This is a genomic window from Candidatus Devosia phytovorans (assembly GCA_029202405.1).
In the GTDB taxonomy this organism is placed as follows: Bacteria; Pseudomonadota; Alphaproteobacteria; order Rhizobiales; family Devosiaceae; genus Devosia; species Devosia phytovorans.
Window position 1 is genome coordinate 2,114,947 of the sequence record CP119312.1, and the last position, 19,665, is coordinate 2,134,611.

Sequence of the window (19,665 nt, forward strand, 5' to 3'; positions counted from 1 at the left end):
GGCTTTTTTACTCCGCTGTCCATCCGCCATCCACCAACAGCGCCGTGCCCGTGACGAGGGCCGCAGCCTCGGATGCCAGAAAGACGACTGGCCCCATGATATCCTCCACCCGGCCCAGTCGCCCCAGCTTGATCTTGGACAAAACCCAGGAGCGGAAATCGGGATCGCTCAGGTTTTTTGCCGTCAGCTCGGTTTCGATAAAGGTCGGGCACACAGTATTGACGCGAATATTGCTGGCCCCAAGCTCGATGGCCATGGCCTTTGTCAGGCCTTCAACAGCATGTTTGCTTGCCGAATAGACGGCGCGATTTGGACCGCCAACATGTCCCATCTGTGACGAGACGTTGATGATCGAGCCGCCCTGCCCTGCTGCCCGCAATTTGCCGACCACCGCCTGCGACACGAAGATGGTGGAGGCGAGGTTGAGCTGCATCACGGCCTGGTAGTCCGGCTCGGTGATGCCGTGGATCGCACTATGCCGCGCCGTCCCGGCCGAATTGACCAGGATGTGGAAGGGTTCACTTTCCTCGACGAACTGCCGCACAGCCGAAAAATCGGTGATATCGATGGCCACGCCTTCGGCAGAGAGCCCGGCTTCGGCCATTGCATGTACCACGGCCTCGATATCAGCAGCCGTACGCGCCGCCACCGTGACCAGGGCGCCAGCTTCAGCCAGCGCCACCGATGCCCCCAGCCCGATCCCGCGCGTGCCACCGGTCACGAGGGCACGTTTTCCATCGAGACGAAAGCTGGGCGTGCGGGGCAAATCCATCTTACTCGGCAGCCTTGGTGAGCGGTGAAGCCGCAGTACCATAGGGCACATTGCGACCGCCATAGCGACGGACCCGGATATTGGCCTGTTCGGCATGGCCAACAAAGCCTTCGAGCATCGACAAGCGCGAACCATAGGCGCCGATCGTGGCCGAAGCCTCGTCACTGGTGACGGTCTGCCAGGTGCAGGTCTTGAGGAATTTGCCGACCCAGAGGCCGCCGGTGTAGCGGGCCGCCTTCATGGTGGGAAGTGTGTGATTGGTGCCGATCACCTTATCGCCATAGGCAACATTGGTGCGCGGCCCGAGGAACAGGGCGCCATAATTGCGCATGGCATCGCGATACCACATGTCCCGATCGGTCATGACCTGCACATGCTCGAAGGCAATGCGATTGGCTTCGGCCAGCATTTCCTCGTGGCTTTCACAGACGATGACCTCACCGAAATCGGCCCAGGACTGCCGCGCAATGTCGGCAGTCGGCAGGATGGTGAGGATGCGTTCGATCTCGGCCATGGTTTCGCGAGCGAGTTTTTCCGAATTGGTCAGCAGGATGGCCGGGCTAGTGGGCCCATGCTCGGCCTGGCCCAAAAGATCGGTGGCACAGATCTCGCCGTCGACCGTTTCGTCGGCAATGATCAGCGTTTCCGTCGGACCAGCAAAGAGATCAATGCCGACACGACCATAGAGCTGGCGCTTGGCCTCGGCGACGAAGGCATTACCCGGACCCACGAGCATATCGACCGGATCAATGGTTTCGGTGCCGATCGCCATGGCGGCGATGGCCTGGATGCCGCCGAGCACATAGATTTCATCCGCACCCGCCATGGCCTGGGCCGCGACGATGGCCGGTGCGGGCTTGCCATTGAAGGGCGGTGCGCAGGTGATGACGCGCGGACAACCAGCGACCTTTGCAGTCAGCACGGACATATGGGCGGAGGCCAGCAAGGGATACTTGCCACCGGGCACATAGCAGCCCACGGAGCTGATCGGCACATGCTTGTGACCAAGCGTTACGCCGGGAAGCGTTTCGACGGCGAGATCGAGCATGGTGTCACGCTGCTTCTGCGCGAAATTGCGGACCTGGTTCTGGGCAAATTCGATGTCATGCAGATCCTGATCGGTCAGTTGGGCCATGCAGGCGTCGATCTCCTGCTGACTGAGCCGGAAATCCTTACGATCCCATTTGTCGAACTTGATGCTGAGTTCGCGGACGGCCTCGTCGCCGCGCTTCTCGACATCGGCGAGGATAGTCTCGACCGTCGCGCGCACCTGACGATCCGCCTCTGCCCGCTCCTCAACATCCTTACCGCGCTTCAGCCAGACCGGCATGGCAGCCTCCCCTCTTGTTCTGCGTTGGTGCATGTTACTGCATACGTATGCAATACTGCAAGTGTGTGACGCTGATCAGCTCACTTTTGGTTGGATCACAAGGGCCACGGCGGATGCTGCAGGGTCACGTCACTGGCCTGCTCGAAGGCGTGTCCGACCTGCAGAACCCGCACCTCGTCATTGTGCCGTCCGACTACCTGCATACCGATCGGCAAGCCCTTGTCGAAGCCGATCGGCAGCGCCAGGGCTGGGTGACCAGTAAGGTTGAAGCCGATGGTCCGCATCGGCGTCCAGACCGCTTCTTTTTCGAAGGGCGCCGCCTCCAATGCCGTCGTCAGGGCACCCGCCGTGACGATGACGTCACAAGTTGTCAGGAATTGATCGAGGTCGCGCGTGAAGTCGGCGGCTATGCGCTTTGCCCGAGCAAGCTCTTCTTCCGTAACAGCAAAGCCTGCGGCCAGACTGAGATAGGCGCGCCGCCCATAGGCCTCGGGATGCGCTCGCAAATCCTCGGCGTGGAAGTCAAAGCTTTCCTTGTGCAGTACTGCCGCCGCCGCGATTTCGACGGTCCGATATTCCGGGAGTTCGATTTCAGTCACAACGGCGCCGAGCTGGCTCAGTCGAGACATTGCGTCATCCATTGACGCCAAGACCGCGGGCATGACCTGTGCGTCATTGGCAAACCAATTACGGGCATAGCCGATCCGCAGCCCACGGATAGGTTCGCCCAAAAGGCGCGTCGATGCGTCTGCACCGGACCGGCCAGCGATGATGTCATAAGTCAGTGCAGCCTCGGCCACGGTGCGGCTCATGGGACCGACGTGATCCATGCTCGGCGACATGGTCAGCGCACCGTCTTTCGGTACGGATCCGTAGGTCGGTTTGAACCCGACGATGCCGCAGTAAAAGGCGGGGCCGCGAACCGAGCCGCCGGTGTCGGTGCCGATGGTCGTACGCAGCAGACCGCCTGCAGCGGCAACCGCACAACCGGATGACGATCCACCGGTAATATGCGCCAAGTTCCAGGGATTGCGGGCCGGTGGAAACAATCCGCTCTTGTCGGGGCCGACTGTCCCCCATTCATAGGTCGCCAGCTTGCCCATGATGATGGCACCGGCCGCGCGCAATCGGCGGACGATTTCAGCGTCGGCCTCTGCCCTCGCGTCAGCGCGTCCCGGCGCATTGGCTGTGGTTGGCAAGCCCGCGACGTCGATCATGTCCTTTATGCCAACGGGAATGCCATGCAGAGGACCGCGGTCGGTTCCGGCTGCAAGTTCTTCGTCGGCCTTGGCGGCGTCGGCGAGCGCCTGCTCTGCCGCCACGATATAGAAGGCCATGTAGGCAGCATCGCGCTCGACTATGCGCCGCAGTGTCGCCTGGATGAGCCCGACGGAAGACAGTCGGCCATCGCGCAGCCGCCGTCCCTGCTCGGCAATGTCGAGATCGAGAATATCGTCCGCATCCGCGACAGGGGTCGGCGCAGCCAGGCCATCGCTCATCCATGCAGCAAGGCCATAGAGCCCATCTGCCTCAACTTCTGTCAGGCTGAGGCCGGCCGCTTCGGCACGGTCACGGAAATAGGCTTGCCTTGCGGGCTTGTCGGCACTGACCATGTTCAGGCGATCCGGGCACCGGTGGAATGGTCGAAGAGATGGCAGGCCGACGACGGGATGGCGATCCGTACTGTCTCGCCAATCTCGGCGCGATAATCCTTGCCGACCTTGATCGACACCAGCTCGCCGCCGACGCGCATGGAGATCATCGTGGCTTCACCCAGCAGTTCCACCGTATAGATCGGCGCTTCGATCTGCCCGCCGGTTTCGGCCAGAGTTGCATCTTCCGCACGGAAACCCAGGGTCACCGGCCCCCTGGCCGACATTGCGAGGCCCTCGACACGTATACCTTCACCGGAAAAGGTGCCACTCTCGATCGTGCCCTTGATTAGGTTCATGGCCGGGGAGCCGATAAAGCTCGCGACGAAAGTATTGGCCGGACGATCGTAGATTTCCATCGGCGTGCCGACCTGCTGCACCAGGCCCTTGTTCATGACCACAACGCGGTCGGCCAGTGTCATGGCCTCGATCTGGTCATGCGTCACATAGATCGTTGTGCGCTTGAGCGTGTGATGCAGGTTCTTGATCTGGGCGCGGGTCGAGACGCGCAGCTTGGCATCCAGATTAGACAGTGGCTCGTCCATCAGAAAGGCGTTGGGTTCGCGCACAATGGCTCGGGCCAGGGCGACGCGCTGGCGCTGGCCACCCGAAAGGGCCGCCGGGCGGCGCTGCAGGAAATCGTCGAGCTCCACCATCTTGCTCGCCGCCATGACGCGCTCATGGTGCTGCTCCTGCGGCACCTTCCGCACCTTGAGCGGAAAGCGGATATTCTCGTAGACCGTCATGTTCGGATAGAGCCCATAGCTCTGGAACACCATGGAGATGTCGCGATCCTTGGGCTCGAGCTTGTTGACCAGCCGGTCGCCGATCCAGATCTCGCCCTCGGTAGTGTCTTCGAGGCCCGCGATCATGCGCATGGTCGTTGTCTTGCCGCAGCCGGAGGGGCCGAGAAGTACGAGGAATTCCTGGTCGGCGATGTCGAGGTTGAAATTGTCCACGCCGACAAAATTGGCCCAGCGCTTGGAAACGTTCTTGAGGCGGATCTGAGCCATGGGTCTAGCCTTTCACTGCGCCGGCGGTCAGGCCGCTGACGATCTGGCGTTGGAAGAAGAGCACGAGGATGAACAGCGGCACGGTCGCCGAGACGACTGCGGCTACGGCAAACATGACATTGCCCTGTTCCTGCACCGAACCGAGGAAGCTCGAAATTTTCGGAACCATGGTCTGGTTGTCGGCGCTCAGCAGCATCGAGGTGACGGCAAAGTCATTGTAGGCAAGAAGGAAGCTGAACAGGCCCGTCGTCACCACGCCTGGCCACATCACCGGAATGATGACGCGGCGGAAGGCCTCGAAGCGCGAGCAACCGTCGACCATGGCGCTTTCGTCGAGATCTTTGGGGATGGACAGGAAGAAGGAATGCAGCATCCACAGCGTGAACGGCTGGTTGATCGCCACCAGCACGATGATCGAGGTGGGTAGCACACCCCAGATATTGAGCTGGAAGAAGGGCAAGAGATACCCGGAAACCAGCGTGATATGCGGCATGGCGCGGAAGACGAGTGCGATGATCAGGATCCAGAAGGCATAGCGCTGGCCCGAGCGCGCGAGCGCGTAGCCACCCAGTGTGCCCAGCGTCAGCGAGATCACCGTCACCGAAACCGTGACGATCGCCGTATTGCCCACAGCGCGCCAGAATTCCTTGGTCACCCAGGCCCCATAGTAGCCGCTGCCGGTGAAGGAGCTGCCATCATTCTGGATCTGCGTATTGGTACCAAAAATTGCATTCCACCAACTCTGCCGCGAGAAGAAATCTGGTTCCACCTTGAACGATCCCCAGACGGTCCAGATGAACGGAAATGCGGCAAGGACCACCCAGAGGACAATGAAGCCATAGATCAGGACATTGAGCGGCAGCGGACGCTTTTGCGAAACAGTGGCATCGGACATATCAGACCACCTTGTGGTTGAATTCGCGCCAGGTGCGGAGCAGCACCGGCATGAGAAGGATGATGACGCCGACGATGGTCAGCACCGAGGTAGCGCCGGCCGAGCCGAACAGTTGCGCGTCGCCGGACAGGTCGTTGAAGATCATCCAGCTCAGCGAGGTCGCATTGGCTTCGGCCGAAAATCCGACGATGGGCTCAAAGACGCGGAAGTTATCCATCAGTTGCACCAGTGCGACAAAGGTCGCGAGCGGGGCAAGATGGGGGATGATGACGTAGCGGATGCGCTCCCAGCGGCTGGCGCCGTCGATCATTGCCGATTCCAGCGTATCGCCCGGCACGGTCTGCAAGCCCGCGTAAAAGACCACGAAGCTGAAGGGGGCATTGGTCCAGACGCCGTAGAACAGCAGCGACAGCCAGGTCAGCATGGGCGACTGCCGTAACGACAAGGTCGGGTCGTTCATCAGGTAGCGCAGGCTGGCGCCGATGATGCCGTTGGGCTGGATCATCCAATAGAGGATCAGCGAACCGACAAGCGGCGTGATGATCATGGGCAGAAGCGAGAAGAAGATCACCGGCCCCTTGGTGACTTTGGGCAGTGTGTTGACGGCGAGTGCGATGGCAAAGCCCAACGCCATGGCAAGCGGCGTGACAACGAAGCAGAACACCAGCGTGAAGCTCAGGGCCTTGTAGAAAGGCAGGTTATAGATGCGGGTGACGATATCGCCGAAGCCATTGTTGTTGGCGAGGATGGCGCCGATTTCGTTGACCGCCAGATGCCCGCGATTGAGGTAGGTACCAAATCCATTGAACCGCCCCATGGGCTGTTCGGCGCGCAGCTCGGCCATGGCAGCGGTATCGACACGAGTCTCCGTGGTGCAACCGCCAAACGGTTGGCAGCTTTCCACTTCGACCAGGATGCGGCCGTGTTCGACATGAAAGCTCTGCACCACTACCGAGACGATCGGCAAGGCAATGAACAGGACCATCGCAATCAGCGAGGGCAGGATGAAGGCAAAGAATGTCTTGTGCGGCATGCAATGCCTCCTCGGAAGCTGAGCTGGCGAGTATTGGCCGACGTCAGCCCGTCTGTTCGGGACTTCAGCCGGCATTCCCCTCCGCGGGGAGAAATCAGGGAGGAGCACAGGCTACGACATCGCAGCATCCAGCGCTCCTCCCAACCGCCCCTATCGGAAGGAAATTTCGTCTGGCAGGCGTGACGCGTCAGCGTCGCGACAGACCCTAGAGGTAGCCGCCTTCCTTAGCGGCGGTATCATAGGCGGCTTTTACATCGCTCAGTGCCTGAGCGGCATCTTCCGTGCCGGCCATGTATTCCGCCAGCTCGGACGAGAGCGCTGTGTGCAACAGGCCCATATAGGGCTGCATCGGATAGGCACGGGCACCGGCGTTGGCCGTGGCGATCACGCCAACCGCATTCGGGCCGGGCTCGTAACCCTCGACCAGCCAGGTCGCAACGGTCGGGTTGGCAGCAACCATTTCTGGGCTGATGCCATGCACCATGGCCTGAAAGGACGCCGCTGCGTCTTCATCGGAAATGTTCTTGGCGATGGTGAAGCCATCCCACCACAGGGCCACAGCCGGAGTGGTGCCGCCAGCAATGGTCGGTGCGCCAGCCATCACGGTGTTTTCGACAACGCCTTCTGCCGCGCCGTCACCCTTGAGCATGTCACCGGCCAGCGAACCCCACTGCACCATCATTGCAACCTTGCCAGCCTTGTATTCGGCCTGGATGCCATTGGCGTCGAAGGTCAGATAGTCAGGATCCATATAGGTCGTCAGCGCCTTCATGGTCTCGAGCGTCTTGAGGCCATTTTCGTTGTCGATGGCCAGTTCGGCCGAGCCCGGCGCGAAGAACTCGCCGCCCGTGCCGAGATAGGTGTTGACGAATTCGGCGGCCAGATCCCAGCCCGGCTTGTCCGAAGCAGCCAGTGGAGTGGCAATCACGCCATCGGCCTTGAGCTTGTCGGCCGCAACGAGGATGTCTTCATAGGACTTGGGCTCGGCAATACCGGCCTCATCGAGCAGGTCCTTGCGGTAGAAGAGATGCTGCGCATTGCCCATGAAAGCGACGGCCATCACCTTGCCGTCGATCTTGATGAGCTGGTTGGGCTGAAGCGACTGGCCATACTGGGCAACCAGATCATCCAGCGGACGGATCAGGTCGGCGTTCAGCAGCGGCACGATGGAATTGTTGGCGACCACGGCCACGGTATATTCGGCGGGATTGATCGAGAGCGCGGGAACCTGGAGGTTCTTGTGCTCGGCATTGGCGTTTGCCGTCACTGTCACGCCGTCCCCTGCGCATTCCTCGGCAGTCGAATTGACGAGACGCAGGGCCTCGAAATCATTGCTCAGGATGCGAACCGAACCGGCTTCGATCCCGCATTCGGCATAGGCTGCACCTGCCCCGAGGGCCACGGCCATCGTCGAAACGGCCAGCATAAGAATGGGCTTCATATCGTTCTCCTGACGTTGCGGCACCTGGTGCCTGCGCTTTGTGCTGGCCAACAGCCAACCGCACTCCCCTGCGATAATTGCATACGTATGCACCCCTTTTGCATTCGTATGCAATTGCTAACTAAACACAACCATTTCTGGTCCGCAATAGGCCAAATGCAGATGGTCCACGGCTGATGCCTCGCGCCATGGAGGGCTCACTGCATCGCCTCATCAATATGGGCTAAGATACGAAGGCTGTTGTAATTACAACGACTTTCACAATGCCCTTGCCTTGGGACGAGGCGCTTGAGACGTACCTGGTTATCGGCATAATTGGCTTACACCCAAGTGTGACGCGCCGGCCTCCAGAGAGGCTTTATCGAACGCCGAGGAGCGCGCCCTGATTGCGCGCTCTTAACCAGTGGTGCTGAAATCATGCACGCTGCAGGCATGGCCCTATGGGAGCTCGCCTATGGCGTTCGACGCATGCCGAGCCAACCATGCGCGCTGGCGAATGAGCGGAACCTTCCTTCGGCCCAATTGTAGATGCGGGACGACAGGATGCCGAAACCGATGGCGCCGAAGAAGGCCAGCCAGGGCATCGGGCCGTGGAACAGTCGGATGACCAGCGACTTGATCTGGCCATGGCTGAGATACATGAACATCGAGGAGCCAGCGATTTCGGCAATCACGGTCTTCACCGTCGATGGTACGGTGATCTCGGGCCAGAACAGCAGCAGTGCAGAGGCACCGATGATGTAGGCGCTGGCCGAAGTGAACCAGTGATGCATTACGACGGCCACAGCCACGATCGCCATGGCCACGATCCGACTGCGCAGGTCACGTGCGCTGGCCATGAGCATGCCGCAGCCGACGGTCCAAAGATACCAGATCGGCGTGCGATGATAGAGGTACATGGTGTCCCACACCCGCTCGACCAATGCGCTGAGTATTATCGACAGGACGATCAACGTCGTGCAGGCAACCATGGGCTGCTTGCGCAGGAAATCCCTGACTGCGGGGAAGGCGAGCAAGGCCGCCACCACCAGCAGGAGCTGCATGTAGATTTCAGAAAAGTAGAAATAGTAGACCTGATATTCGCCCGGATCGAACCAGTTTGAGATCAGCAACAGCGGCTTTACCTCGAGCGTTCTGGCCAGCAACTGCATGATTGCGAGGACCAGGAATGTGGGTATGGCAATGCGGATGACGCTGCTGAACAGGGTCCCCAGCTTTCCGGTCCGACTGATCTCGGGCCACTGGAAGCGCATGACGCTGTAGCCGCAGAGCATGAACAGGAAATAGGCTGCGCCCCAATTGCTGCTGTAGACGAAGGTGTCGAGGTGTAGCGCGACAATGCAGATCATGAAAAAGGCGCGGGTCAATGTCGCCGACTCCAGCGTGCGCCAGGAGGCCCTCCCGCCAACCTTTGCCACAGAAGTCCCCAGACCATCCATGTGTGCTTGCAGTTGGCTGACCGTTCGCGATTCCCAGCCGCTGGGCAGCGCGCCAAAGCGATCCTCGAAGCCGAGCGAGAACTGGATATAACTCAGCGAGTCTCCGCCCATGGTTTCGAAGCTGTCTTGCTGGCCGATGCTGCGTCCCGGGAAGAAATCCCGGAAGAAGGCGGCAACATCTTTTGCCTCAGGCGCCGTCTCCGGAGCGGTCGCAACACTTTCCTTCGCAGCATTCTGCTGAACAAATTCTTCTGTCAGGATGCGGCGCAGCGGCTTGCCGTTTGGCGTACGCGGGATGGATGGCATGATCCGGACATGGAGCGCATCACCCGCCTGCAGCCCAAGCTCCTTCAGCGCCTCGGACGATGCGGAGAACAGGCGGTCAATGGCAAGGTCGGCCGATTCCGCAACGACAAGCACCCCCTCGCCCCGCAGCGGATCCGGCACTTTTGAAACGACAATATTGGCGCCCTGCCCCAGGCGCTTGGTGATCCTGGCTTCCAGGACATCGGGATTGATCTTGACGCCACCGACATTGATCTGGTCGTCGGCGCGACCATCAAAATAGAGGTATCCATCCTTGAAATGCCCGAGATCGCTGGTCTGTAACCAGCCCTCGACATCAGAGAGGCTCACCAGCTGATCGCTGTTAAGACGCCAGCGGGCCACATGCGGGCCGCGGATGCGGATCTTGCCCTCATCGGAGATGCCGACTTCGGTCGCGCCGACAGGCTTGCCGACGGAATCCAGCACGTCATCCGGAGCATCGGAAATGGTCAGGAAGGTGCTGCGCGAGGCTTCGGTCAGACCATAATGCTGTACGATGCGGGCATTGGGAAAGAGGTCGCGGATGCTGCGCTTTTCAGCGCCGGACATATATTGCGAGCCGATTTCGAGCCAGCGAAGCTTGCGACCGGCATCGCCGATCACACCCGGGGTCTTGAGCACGATCCGCAGCAGCGTCGGCACGGCGGACAGGGAATTGACCTCGTCAGACCGAAGCATGCGGGCCAGTTCGAGCGGATCGAAGCCGTGTGGAGGCAAGTAGGCGCGGCCGCCCGCGGCGCTGACGGCACGGATGCGGCCGATGCCGAAGCTATAGGTCACGGGCACGCCGACATATTCGCGGACTTCGGACGTCAGCTCCATCTGGCTGATGATGCGGTCGGCGGCATCGGCAAGATTGGCGTAAGTCAGAACGATGCCTTTGGGCTTGCCTTCTGTCCCGGAGGTGTAGGTGACCTGCGCCGGGCGGTCATCGCGGATCAGGGCGTGATGGTCGGTGAACCAGCCGGTCTCGTCCTTGGGTACGATGCAGCGATCGATTTCGATCCCGGTCAGCGATTGCGCGAAAGCTTCGTCGGGAACATTGACCAGGGGCTGGCGCGCTTCATTCTGCGCAAAAACATTCTCGATGTAAGACACCGAATTCCGCGTGACGAGCGCGGTAGCCGTTAACTTCCGATTGTGCACCCTGGACACTCCCCGAGGCCGCTATTTCAGCCGCTGGAAGTGGATATAGCACGCAGCTGAAATACAGCCCAAGCACAGCCGTAGATAAATCCACGCCGATGCTTAATTGTGATCGCTACCGAGAACACATCTCAAATTGACAGAACTAGCTCCCCCCATAAGTTTGAAATGCTTGAGGCATCCTGCGTATCTCGGGGTGTATTCTGAGAAGCTTCAGCGACGGAATGAAATACTGGAAAAATAATGTGATCGGGACCCGCCATTGTCGGCAGTGTAATGGCGTTCGATACCATCCTTCAACAATGGCGCACCTGATTATGGGGTTCGCGGGAAGACCACCGTCTGCCGCAAGCCACCGTCAGGACTGTTGCAGATCGATAGGCGACCGCCGTAGCGCTCGATGATTTCGGCGGCGAGGGCAAGGCCAAGTCCGGCTCCAGGAATGGTTTGCAGCCGTCCCGGCTCGGCCCTGAAGAAGGGCTCAAAGACGCGTTCGATGAGATCTTCCGGAATGCCCGGACCCTTGTCGCGGATGATCAGGGACACTTCGTCCGTAGACGCAATGAGCTCGGCGCTGCCGCCCTTGCCGTGCGTTGCGGCATTGATCAGCAGGTTGCGAATGGCGCGCCGGGTAGCCAGAGGCGGCAGCGCCAAAGTGATCCGGTCGAGGTGTGCCACGGTAAGGTCGTGCCCATGCTCGGCGAGATCTTCCACCTCGTCGCGCAGCAGTTGGTCCAGCGACAACGGTTCGACAAGCGCGTCGGTCACCTCTTCGCGGACGAGGCCGATGGCGCTGTCTGCAATGCGTTCAAGTTCATCGACATCCCTCAGCCAGGCGGCGCGATCGTCGTCGTCGAGGAATTCGGCGCGCAATCGCATGCGCGTCATGGGAGTCCGGAAGTCATGTCCGGCGGCGGCGACCAGACGCATGCGGCTTTCCATGGCGCCGCGCAGGCGCGAGGACAGCCGGTTCAGCATGCGCGCCGTCTCGATGGTTTCGTGACTGCCCGTTTCTGGAAGCGGCGGCAGCACGCCATCCGGCCCGATGGTGACCAATGCCTGTTCCAGCACGGCAAAGGGCCGGGTGACGCGATAGGACATTATAAGCGAGACGAGGATCACGCCAACAACGATCAAACCCATCCAGGCGCCCATGATAAGCCAGAAATCGATGGGTGGCAGGGTGTCATGAGGGAAGTCGATGGCGATGTATTCGCCTGCCATCTGCAACACGGCAACCGGCGTGTCGGCGGTCTTGTCATGATAGACCGCGACCGGGACGCTGATGTCATCGGACTGCAGGCGGCTCGTGATGGCCCGCGTCAGGTCTTCGACAGGCTCCCCCAGGCGAGCGACCTGATCCGCGGTCAGATGCGGGAAGGAACCCGGGCCGATATTGGCGGCTCCGTAGAGCGCGCGGATCTGGAACGCCACTGGCCCCGCCATGCGGTCGGGCGCGGGATAGGAGATGGCGACGAAGGTCACAAGGCTCGCCACCGCCACGACCAGGCAGATGGCGCCGATCAGGATGCCGGCAATGCGGATCTGCAGCCGGGTCAACGTGAAGCCTCGACGCGTTCAACCCGCATGGAAAGCTGATAGCCGCCATTGCGGACGGTCTTGACGATGTCGTCGTGTCCGGCCTCACGAAACTTGCGGCGGATGCGGCTGATGAGAACGTCGATGGAGCGATCCACCACCGCGGCCTCGCGACCCTGGGTGAGGTCGAGCAATTGCTCGCGAGAGAGAATACGGCCGGGGCGATCCAGCAAAACCTGCAGCAGCTGGAATTCGGCACCCGTCAGGTCGATGGCGTCGCCGGTGAGACCCGTCACCGTGCGTGAGGTCGGGTCCGCAACGTAGCCGGCGAAGCTGTAGCATTCGCGCGGGCCGACTGCCGGGGCAATATCCCCTGCCCGTCGCAACACGGCACGGATACGCGCTACCAGCTCCCGCGGACTGAAGGGTTTCCCCAGATAATCATCGGCGCCCAATTCAAGCCCGACGATGCGGTCCACCTCTTCCTTGAGAGCCGTGACCAGGATGATGCTGATACGCGCGTCGCGATTGCGCAGGCTACGACAGATATCGAGGCCCGATCCATCCGGCAGCATGACATCAAGGATGACGAGGTCGAACTGGCCAGCGGCCATGCGCTCATCGAATTCGGCACGGCTCCCGGCTGCAGCCGTGCGAAAGCCCTGCTCGGTCAAAAAGCGACTGAGCAGACGCCGGATTTCGGGGTCGTCGTCGACCACCAGAATGTTTGCCACCATGATTGGCCTCCTCGGTCTTACATAACGCACCGGCCAGACACGTCCAGCGGCCACATATTGCGCAACATTGCTGACAAGCGACGAGCAATGTTCGGAAACAAATTTGTCCGGCGTTGACACATTCGGCAAAGGATCGTTGTCGACCAGCAAACTGGCGCCATCAAACAAGAAAATCAAAATATCCAGAAGCACTCCGTCAACCGGCTCCGGACATCATGCAAAAGCTCGCGCTCACTCTCGCCATGCTCATGGCAACCACTGCTCCATCCTTCGCACAATTTCCCGGCGGCGCTGCCGCGACTGGGCCGATTGAAGTCGGCGTTATTACGCTCCAGCCCGAGTCAACGCCGATCACTACGGTCCTGCCCGGACGGGTAATCGCTTCGGCGACGGCCGATGTTCGCCCGCAGGTCGGGGGCGTCGTGACTGAGGTGCAGGTGCGGGAGGGTCAGCGTGTCGAGGCCGGCGCGGTGATCGCCAAGGTCGACCCGGCAACCTACGAGGCCGACGTGGCAGTGGCCGAGGCTGCTTTGGTAAGCGCTCAGGCTCAGGTTCCGACAGCGCAAGCGACAGTCGAGCGCTACCAGACCCTCAACGCTTCCGGCGGTATCAGCCGGGCTGAGCTCGATACGGCGCTTGTCACGCTGGCCCAGGCGCAGGCGGCAGTTACCAGCGCCGAGGCACAGTTGCGCGTGGCCAACCTGACACTGGAACGATCCACCATAACGGCGCCTATCAGCGGCGTTCTTGGCACGATCAACGTGCAGGTCGGGTCATTGCTGACGGCCAGCCAGACAGAGGCACTGACGACGATCCGGCAGGTCGACCCGGTGGATATCACGCTCGTCGAAAGCAGTGCCAACCTGCTGTCTGCCCGCCAATCATCGCGCGACCGGCAGCCGCCATCTGACACCGCAGAGCCCCCACGTCTCGCGGTGACGCTGACGCTTGAGGATGGCTCTTCCTATGATCAGGAGGGCAGCGTTTCCAGCATGGACATGGTGGTCAGCGAGACGACCGGCACCTTCACGCTGCAGGCCAGCATGCCCAACCCGGATCGCGTGCTGCTGCCCGGCATGTTCGTGCGCGCCACGATCAGCTTTGGCGATCAGGACGGTATTTTCCTCGTGCCCCAACGCGCGGTGACCTTCAACGAAGATGGCCTGCCCACGGCGTATTTCGTTGGTGCGGATAAAACCGTGGAACAGCACGTGCTGGCCGCCAGCCGGGTCGTCAACAATGCCTGGGTGGTAACCGACGGGATCACCGCCGGCGACCAGCTTATAGTCGACGGGTTGCAGAAGATCGAGGTGGGCACGGCCATCAGCCCGCTGGAAGTGACCATGGAAGCCAACGGCGTCATCTATCAGGAGGCGCCAGCAGTACCGTCGGAAGGCGCAGCGCCTGCAGAGGGAGCCAACTGATGTCGGCTGTTGATAACCAGGCCGCGCCCGGCGCCGCCCTGCCCAGTCGCCGCTCGCTGGCCAGCTTTTTCATCGCCCGTCCAGTGTTTGCCATCGTGCTGGCCATCGTGACCTCACTGGCTGGTGCAGTCGGCATCTATTCCCTGCCCATTTCGCAATATCCGGAAATCGCGCCGACCACGATCCGCATCGGCGCCACCTATAGCGGCGCAAGCGCAGAGGCCGTCGAAAACTCGGTGACCACCGTCATCGAGTCCGCCATGACCGGGTTCACCGACCTGCTTTACATGGAGAGCACGTCCAGCACCGGCTCGGCTAATGTCACACTGACATTCGGCAGTTCCATCGATCCCGACATCGCCCAGGTGCAGGTGCACAACAAGCTGGCGCTGGTGGAAAGCCGGCTTCCCGATGCCGTGCAGCAATCGGGCCTGACGGTAAACCGCTCCGGCAGCTCCATCCTGATGATCGGCAATATCATCTCCAATGACAGTCGCTTCAGCTCCCAGGAGCTTGCCGACATCATGAGTTCAACCGTCGAACCCGTGATCGAGCAAGTCGAGGGTGTCGGTGGCATGCAGTCCTTTGGTTCAGGCTATGCCATGCGGATCTGGCTCGATCCGCTCTCGCTGGCCCAGTTCAACCTGACGCCAAGCGATGTGAGCTCCGCCATTCAGCAGCAGAATGTGCAGGTTTCGGTCGGTACGCTCGGCGCCTCGCCAACCACAGACGGGCAACAACTGCGCGCCACCATCACGGCGCAGACCCAGCTGCAGACAGTGGAGGAATTCGAAAACATCATCCTGGTCTCTGCCGGAGACGGCGCAAAGGTCCGCCTCGGCGACGTGGCACGGGTCGAACTGGGCCTGGAATCCTATGGTCAGGAATCGACCTACAACGGTGTGCCGGCAGCGGGATTTGGTGTGCAATTGTCCAGTGGCGCCAATGCAATCAGCACGGCTGAGGGCGTACATGCGGCGATGGATGGGCTCGAAAACGCCCTGCCCGATGGCGTGGAAGTCGTCTATTCCTACGAAACGACACCCTTCGTCGAACTCTCGATCGAGAAGGTGATCCATACGCTGATCGAAGCGATTGTTCTGGTCTTCGTCGTGCTGCTGGTGTTCCTGCAGAATTGGCGCGCAACCCTGATCCCGATGATCGCCGTGCCCGTCGTCATGCTCGGCACATTCGGCATTCTCGCGGCGCTGGGCTATTCGATCAATACGCTCACCATGTTTGCCATGGTGCTGGCCATCGGCCTGCTGGTCGACGACGCCATCGTGGTGGTGGAAAATGTCGAACGCATCATGGGCGAAGAACATCTGTCGGCCCGTGAGGCGACAGAAAAGTCCATGGGCGAGATCACCGGCGCCGTCATCGGCATCGCTGCGGTGCTGACTGCCGTCTTCATCCCCATGGCCTTCTTCTCGGGTTCTGTTGGCGTAATCTACCGCCAGTTCTCGGTGACCATCGCTTCGGCCATGATCCTGTCGGCGGTGGTCGCGCTCGTGCTTACGCCCGCACTTTGTGTGCTGATGCTCAAGCCACATGACCCCGAACGCCCGCGACGCTTCAATCTTTTTGGCTGGTTCAACACGGGCTTTGGCAAGCTGACTGGCGGCTATGTCAGTTCGGTCGGTTACCTCGTCGTTCGTCCGCTGCGTGTGCTTGTGCTGTTTGTCGCCCTGCTGGGGGGAGCCTATTGGCTCTATACCCAGTTGCCGAGCTCCTTCATTCCCGAAGAAGACCAGGGCGTGCTGATGACGATGATCAGTCTGCCTGAGGGCGCCAATGCCGCCCGCACCCAAGCAGTTATGGATATTGTCGAGAACTACTATCTTACCGAGGAGGCCGATGCGGTCGAAAGCGTCTTCATGACACTGGGCTTCGGTTTTAGCGGCAGTGGCGAGAACAGCGCCATGGGCTTCGTGCGGCTCAAGGATTTCAGCGAGCGCACCGATGCCAGCCTGTCGGCTTCGGCAGTGGCACAACGGGCGCTGGTCTATTTCAACCAGATCCGCGATGCGCAGGTGTTTGCCCTGGCGCCGCCGGCCATCCAGGGTCTTGGACAGTCCAATGGCTTTGAGATGGTGTTGCTCGACCAGTCCAATGCCGGTTCGGACGCCTTGGGCGAGGCCAGCAATGATCTGGCGGACTTGGCCGAGCAGACCAGCGAAGTGACCAATATTCGTGGCAATTCCGGGGATCTCGACAGCCAGCTCAAGGTGGTGATCGACCAGGAGCGCGCCGGTGCCTTGGGCATCGACCTGTCTGCGGCCAATGCGGTGCTGAGCACGGCTTTCTCGGGCAGCAATGTCAACGACTTCATCTATGAGGGCGAGATCAAGCCGGTGATCGTGCAGGGCGATGCGCAATATCGCATGCAGCCACAGGACATCAAAAGCTGGTTCGCCAAGAACAATGATGGCGAGATGGTTCCCTTCTCCTCGTTTGCCACGACGGAATGGATCCAAGGCTCGGCTTCCCTGTCGCGCTTCAACGGCACGCCGTCGATTTCGATCAGCGGGTCCAATGCCACCGGCGTGTCGTCGGGCGCTGCCATGGACAAAATGGAAGCACTGGTTGCCGAGATGGATGGCGGCTACGGTACGGCCTGGTCGGGCCTGTCCTATCAGGAGCGCCTGTCTGGTTCGCAGGCCCTCCTGCTCTATGCCGTCTCGATCCTTGTGGTGTTCCTCTGCCTTGCCGCTCTCTACGAAAGCTGGCTGATCCCCATTTCGGTGATCCTGGCCGTGCCGGTCGGCGTGGCTGGCGCCCTGCTCGCCGCCTATGTGTTTGGCCAATCCAACGACGTCTATTTCAAGGTTGGCCTGCTGACGACAATGGGGCTCACGGCGAAGAACGCGATCCTGATTGTGGAATTCGCACGCGATCTCAAGAACCAGGGCATGTCGGTAATCGACGCCATCATGGGTGCAGCGCGCCTGCGTCTACGGCCCATCGTCATGACCTCGCTCGCTTTCCTGCTTGGCGTCATGCCGCTGGCCACCGCCAGTGGCGCCGGGTCGGGCGCCCAGAATGCCATCGGCATCGGCGTGATGGGCGGCACAATGGCCGGCACCGTGCTCGGCCTCTTCTTCGTTCCGGTCTTCTTCGTCCTCATTGGCAGGGCGTGGCGGGAGGCCTGAACGATCGGACCGGGGCGGGTTTGAGCGCTCCACCCCGGTCCAACCATTCACCGCCATCTAGACGGCTGGACGGTCTGGAAAAAATGGTCTCGCTGACCGGACGGGCCACTGCATTTTTGACCGGCAAACTCTCATGATTGGCGAAGCATTGTGCCGGTGTCCAGGCGGCGCTGGTGCCAGCTGAATGCTTCCTCGAGCAGGTGTGGGGTATGGCCACCGCGCTGGCAGGCACGTTTGAAATAATCGCCACTCTGGTCCCGATAGAGCGGGTGAACGCAGTTGTCGATGATGGCGCGGGCGCGTTCGCGCGGCGCCAGTTCCCGCAGGTCGGCAAGGCCGCATTCGGTGACGATGATGTCGACGTCATGCTCGGTATGGTCGACATGGCTGACCATTGGCACGATGGAAGAAATGGCACCTTGCTTGGCCAATGACTTGGTGACGAAGATGGACAGGTAGGCATTGCGGGCGAAATCGCCGGAGCCACCGATGCCGTTCATCATATGCGTGCCGTTGACATGGGTCGAATTGACGTTGCCGTAGATGTCGACCTCCAGCGCCGTGTTGATGGCGATAATGCCAAGGCGGCGAACGACTTCGGGATGATTGCTCATCTCCTGCGGGCGCAGCACCAGGCGGTCCTTGTACTGAGCGAGCCGTGGAAAGACGCGGGCGGCACAAGCGGCGCCGAGCGTGATCGACGAGGCGGAGGCAAAGACCAGCTTGCCGGCATCGAAGAGGTCAAATGTCGAGTCCTGCAGCACTTCGGAATACATCTTGAGATGGTGGAATGGCCCGTCCGCGAGGCCGGCAAGAACGGCGTTGGCAATGGAGCCTATGCCAGCCTGCAGGGGCTGGAGGGTCATGTCGAGACGGCCCTTGGCCACCTCCCCTTCCAAAAAAGCGATCAGCCGACCGGCGATGGCAGCAGTATCGGCATCAGGCGGCTCGACGCTGGAGGCGCTGTCCTCGGTGTGGGTGATGACAATGGCTTCGATCTTGTCCGGGTCGATCGAGACATAGGGGAAGCCGATGCGGCTCTCGCAGGACACGATCGGGATGGGTGAGCGGGTGGGTCGTTTGGAGGGGAAATAGACGTCGTGCAGCCCTTCCAGTTCGAGCGGCTGGGACAGGTTGATCTCGACGATTATCTTCTTGGCAAGAACGGAGAAACTGGCTGAATTACCGACCGATGTGGTGGGTACGATGCCGCCCAACTCGGTGATGGCGGCAGCCTCGACGATGGCGTAATCGAGTGGCCCGAGCTGGCCAGAGCGGATGTGCTCGACGGTCTCGCTCAGGTGCTGGTCGATGAACATGACCTCGCCGCGATTGATGGCGGCGCGCAGGGTGGCATCTGCCTGAAACGGCATGCGGCGGGCCAGGATGCCGGCTTCGGTGAGGATGCGGTCGACGTCGTGGCCCAGCGAGGCGCCGGTGATCAGGGTGATCCTGAACGGGTCGGTAGCGGCTCGTTCGGCCATGGCGAGGGGGACGGCCTTGGCGTCGCCGGCCTTGGTGAAGCCGCTCATGCCGACGACCATGCCGTCGGCCAGGCGATCTGCCGCTTGGCGAGGGGTCATGATCCGTTCGAGCAATTCGGGACGGCGGATTCTCCTGGCCAGCTCATTTTTGTCAAGCATTGCAATACCTTGGTCGGCGTTTCGTGGTCCATTTTGGGCGAATGGCGTGCGATTTCCTTGACTTGGGTCAATCGATTCCGCCTTCGCCCGAGCTAGTGATCGTCTGTCCCCGGCACGATCAG

13 protein-coding genes are annotated in these 19,665 nt (G+C 60.9%); 2 read left to right on the top strand and 11 right to left on the bottom strand.

What is annotated here, in order from left to right; genetic code table 11:
- Positions 1-7 precede the first annotated feature (7 nt).
- From P0Y65_10525 to P0Y65_10570, 10 genes are all read right to left on the bottom strand, one after another.
- Positions 8-772 (bottom strand): SDR family oxidoreductase, encoded by a 765-nt coding sequence (locus P0Y65_10525; GenBank protein WEK06649.1) that lies wholly within the window; start codon positions 770-772, stop codon positions 8-10.
- A 1-nt stretch (position 773) separates the two neighbouring features.
- Positions 774-2,102, bottom strand: a complete 1,329-nt coding sequence (gene hisD / locus P0Y65_10530; protein ID WEK06650.1) for a histidinol dehydrogenase — start codon at positions 2,100-2,102, stop codon at positions 774-776.
- 95 nt (positions 2,103-2,197) lie between these two features.
- The gene (locus tag P0Y65_10535) at positions 2,198-3,715 is read right to left on the bottom strand and encodes an amidase (GenBank protein WEK06651.1); all 1,518 of its coding nucleotides are present in this window, start codon (positions 3,713-3,715) and stop codon (positions 2,198-2,200) included.
- 2 nt (positions 3,716-3,717) lie between these two features.
- Positions 3,718-4,767 carry a sn-glycerol-3-phosphate ABC transporter ATP-binding protein UgpC gene (gene ugpC / locus P0Y65_10540; protein WEK06652.1) on the bottom strand — a complete coding sequence of 350 codons (1,050 nt, stop codon included), beginning with the start codon at positions 4,765-4,767 and terminating at the stop codon, positions 3,718-3,720.
- Between the two features lie 4 nt (positions 4,768-4,771).
- On the bottom strand, positions 4,772-5,662 hold the full coding sequence (locus P0Y65_10545; protein ID WEK06653.1) for a carbohydrate ABC transporter permease: 891 nt from the start codon (positions 5,660-5,662) through the stop codon (positions 4,772-4,774).
- 1 nt (position 5,663) lies between these two features.
- Positions 5,664-6,695, bottom strand: a complete 1,032-nt coding sequence (locus P0Y65_10550; GenBank protein ID WEK06654.1) for a sugar ABC transporter permease — start codon at positions 6,693-6,695, stop codon at positions 5,664-5,666.
- Between the two features lie 205 nt (positions 6,696-6,900).
- Positions 6,901-8,136 carry an extracellular solute-binding protein gene (locus P0Y65_10555; GenBank protein ID WEK06655.1) on the bottom strand — a complete coding sequence of 412 codons (1,236 nt, stop codon included), beginning with the start codon at positions 8,134-8,136 and terminating at the stop codon, positions 6,901-6,903.
- A gap of 452 nt (positions 8,137-8,588) precedes the next feature.
- Positions 8,589-11,000, bottom strand: a complete 2,412-nt coding sequence (locus tag P0Y65_10560; GenBank protein WEK06656.1) for an AMP-binding protein — start codon at positions 10,998-11,000, stop codon at positions 8,589-8,591.
- Between the two features lie 363 nt (positions 11,001-11,363).
- On the bottom strand, positions 11,364-12,608 hold the full coding sequence (locus P0Y65_10565; GenBank protein WEK06657.1) for an ATP-binding protein: 1,245 nt from the start codon (positions 12,606-12,608) through the stop codon (positions 11,364-11,366).
- Complete coding sequence (locus P0Y65_10570) at positions 12,605-13,324, bottom strand: response regulator transcription factor (GenBank protein WEK06658.1); 720 nt, start codon at positions 13,322-13,324, stop codon at positions 12,605-12,607. The genes P0Y65_10565 and P0Y65_10570 overlap by 4 nt, the downstream gene beginning before the upstream one ends.
- 215 nt (positions 13,325-13,539) lie before the next feature.
- Here P0Y65_10570 and P0Y65_10575 point away from each other — a divergent pair, with 215 nt between their 5' ends.
- Entirely contained in the window at positions 13,540-14,748 is a 1,209-nt protein-coding gene (locus P0Y65_10575) for an efflux RND transporter periplasmic adaptor subunit (GenBank protein WEK06659.1), read from the top strand.
- A gap of 56 nt (positions 14,749-14,804) precedes the next feature.
- On the top strand, positions 14,805-17,900 hold the full coding sequence (locus P0Y65_10580) for an efflux RND transporter permease subunit (protein ID WEK06778.1): 3,096 nt from the start codon (positions 14,805-14,807) through the stop codon (positions 17,898-17,900).
- 131 nt (positions 17,901-18,031) lie between these two features.
- On the opposite strand, the gene P0Y65_10585 is transcribed toward P0Y65_10580, so the two are convergent.
- On the bottom strand, positions 18,032-19,543 hold the full coding sequence (locus P0Y65_10585; GenBank protein ID WEK06660.1) for an acetyl-CoA hydrolase/transferase family protein: 1,512 nt from the start codon (positions 19,541-19,543) through the stop codon (positions 18,032-18,034).
- Positions 19,544-19,665: the final 122 nt, after the last annotated feature.

Coding starts and splice junctions, on each gene's coding strand:
- P0Y65_10525 (WEK06649.1), bottom strand. CDS start 772: ATGGATTTGCCCCGCACGCCCAGCTTTCGTCTCGATGGAAAACGTGCC.
- hisD (WEK06650.1), bottom strand. CDS start 2,102: ATGCCGGTCTGGCTGAAGCGCGGTAAGGATGTTGAGGAGCGGGCAGAG.
- P0Y65_10535 (WEK06651.1), bottom strand. CDS start 3,715: ATGGTCAGTGCCGACAAGCCCGCAAGGCAAGCCTATTTCCGTGACCGT.
- ugpC (WEK06652.1), bottom strand. CDS start 4,767: ATGGCTCAGATCCGCCTCAAGAACGTTTCCAAGCGCTGGGCCAATTTT.
- P0Y65_10545 (WEK06653.1), bottom strand. CDS start 5,662: ATGTCCGATGCCACTGTTTCGCAAAAGCGTCCGCTGCCGCTCAATGTC.
- P0Y65_10550 (WEK06654.1), bottom strand. CDS start 6,695: ATGCCGCACAAGACATTCTTTGCCTTCATCCTGCCCTCGCTGATTGCG.
- P0Y65_10555 (WEK06655.1), bottom strand. CDS start 8,136: ATGAAGCCCATTCTTATGCTGGCCGTTTCGACGATGGCCGTGGCCCTC.
- P0Y65_10570 (WEK06658.1), bottom strand. CDS start 13,324: ATGGTGGCAAACATTCTGGTGGTCGACGACGACCCCGAAATCCGGCGT.
- P0Y65_10575 (WEK06659.1), top strand. CDS start 13,540: ATGCAAAAGCTCGCGCTCACTCTCGCCATGCTCATGGCAACCACTGCT.
- P0Y65_10585 (WEK06660.1), bottom strand. CDS start 19,543: ATGCTTGACAAAAATGAGCTGGCCAGGAGAATCCGCCGTCCCGAATTG.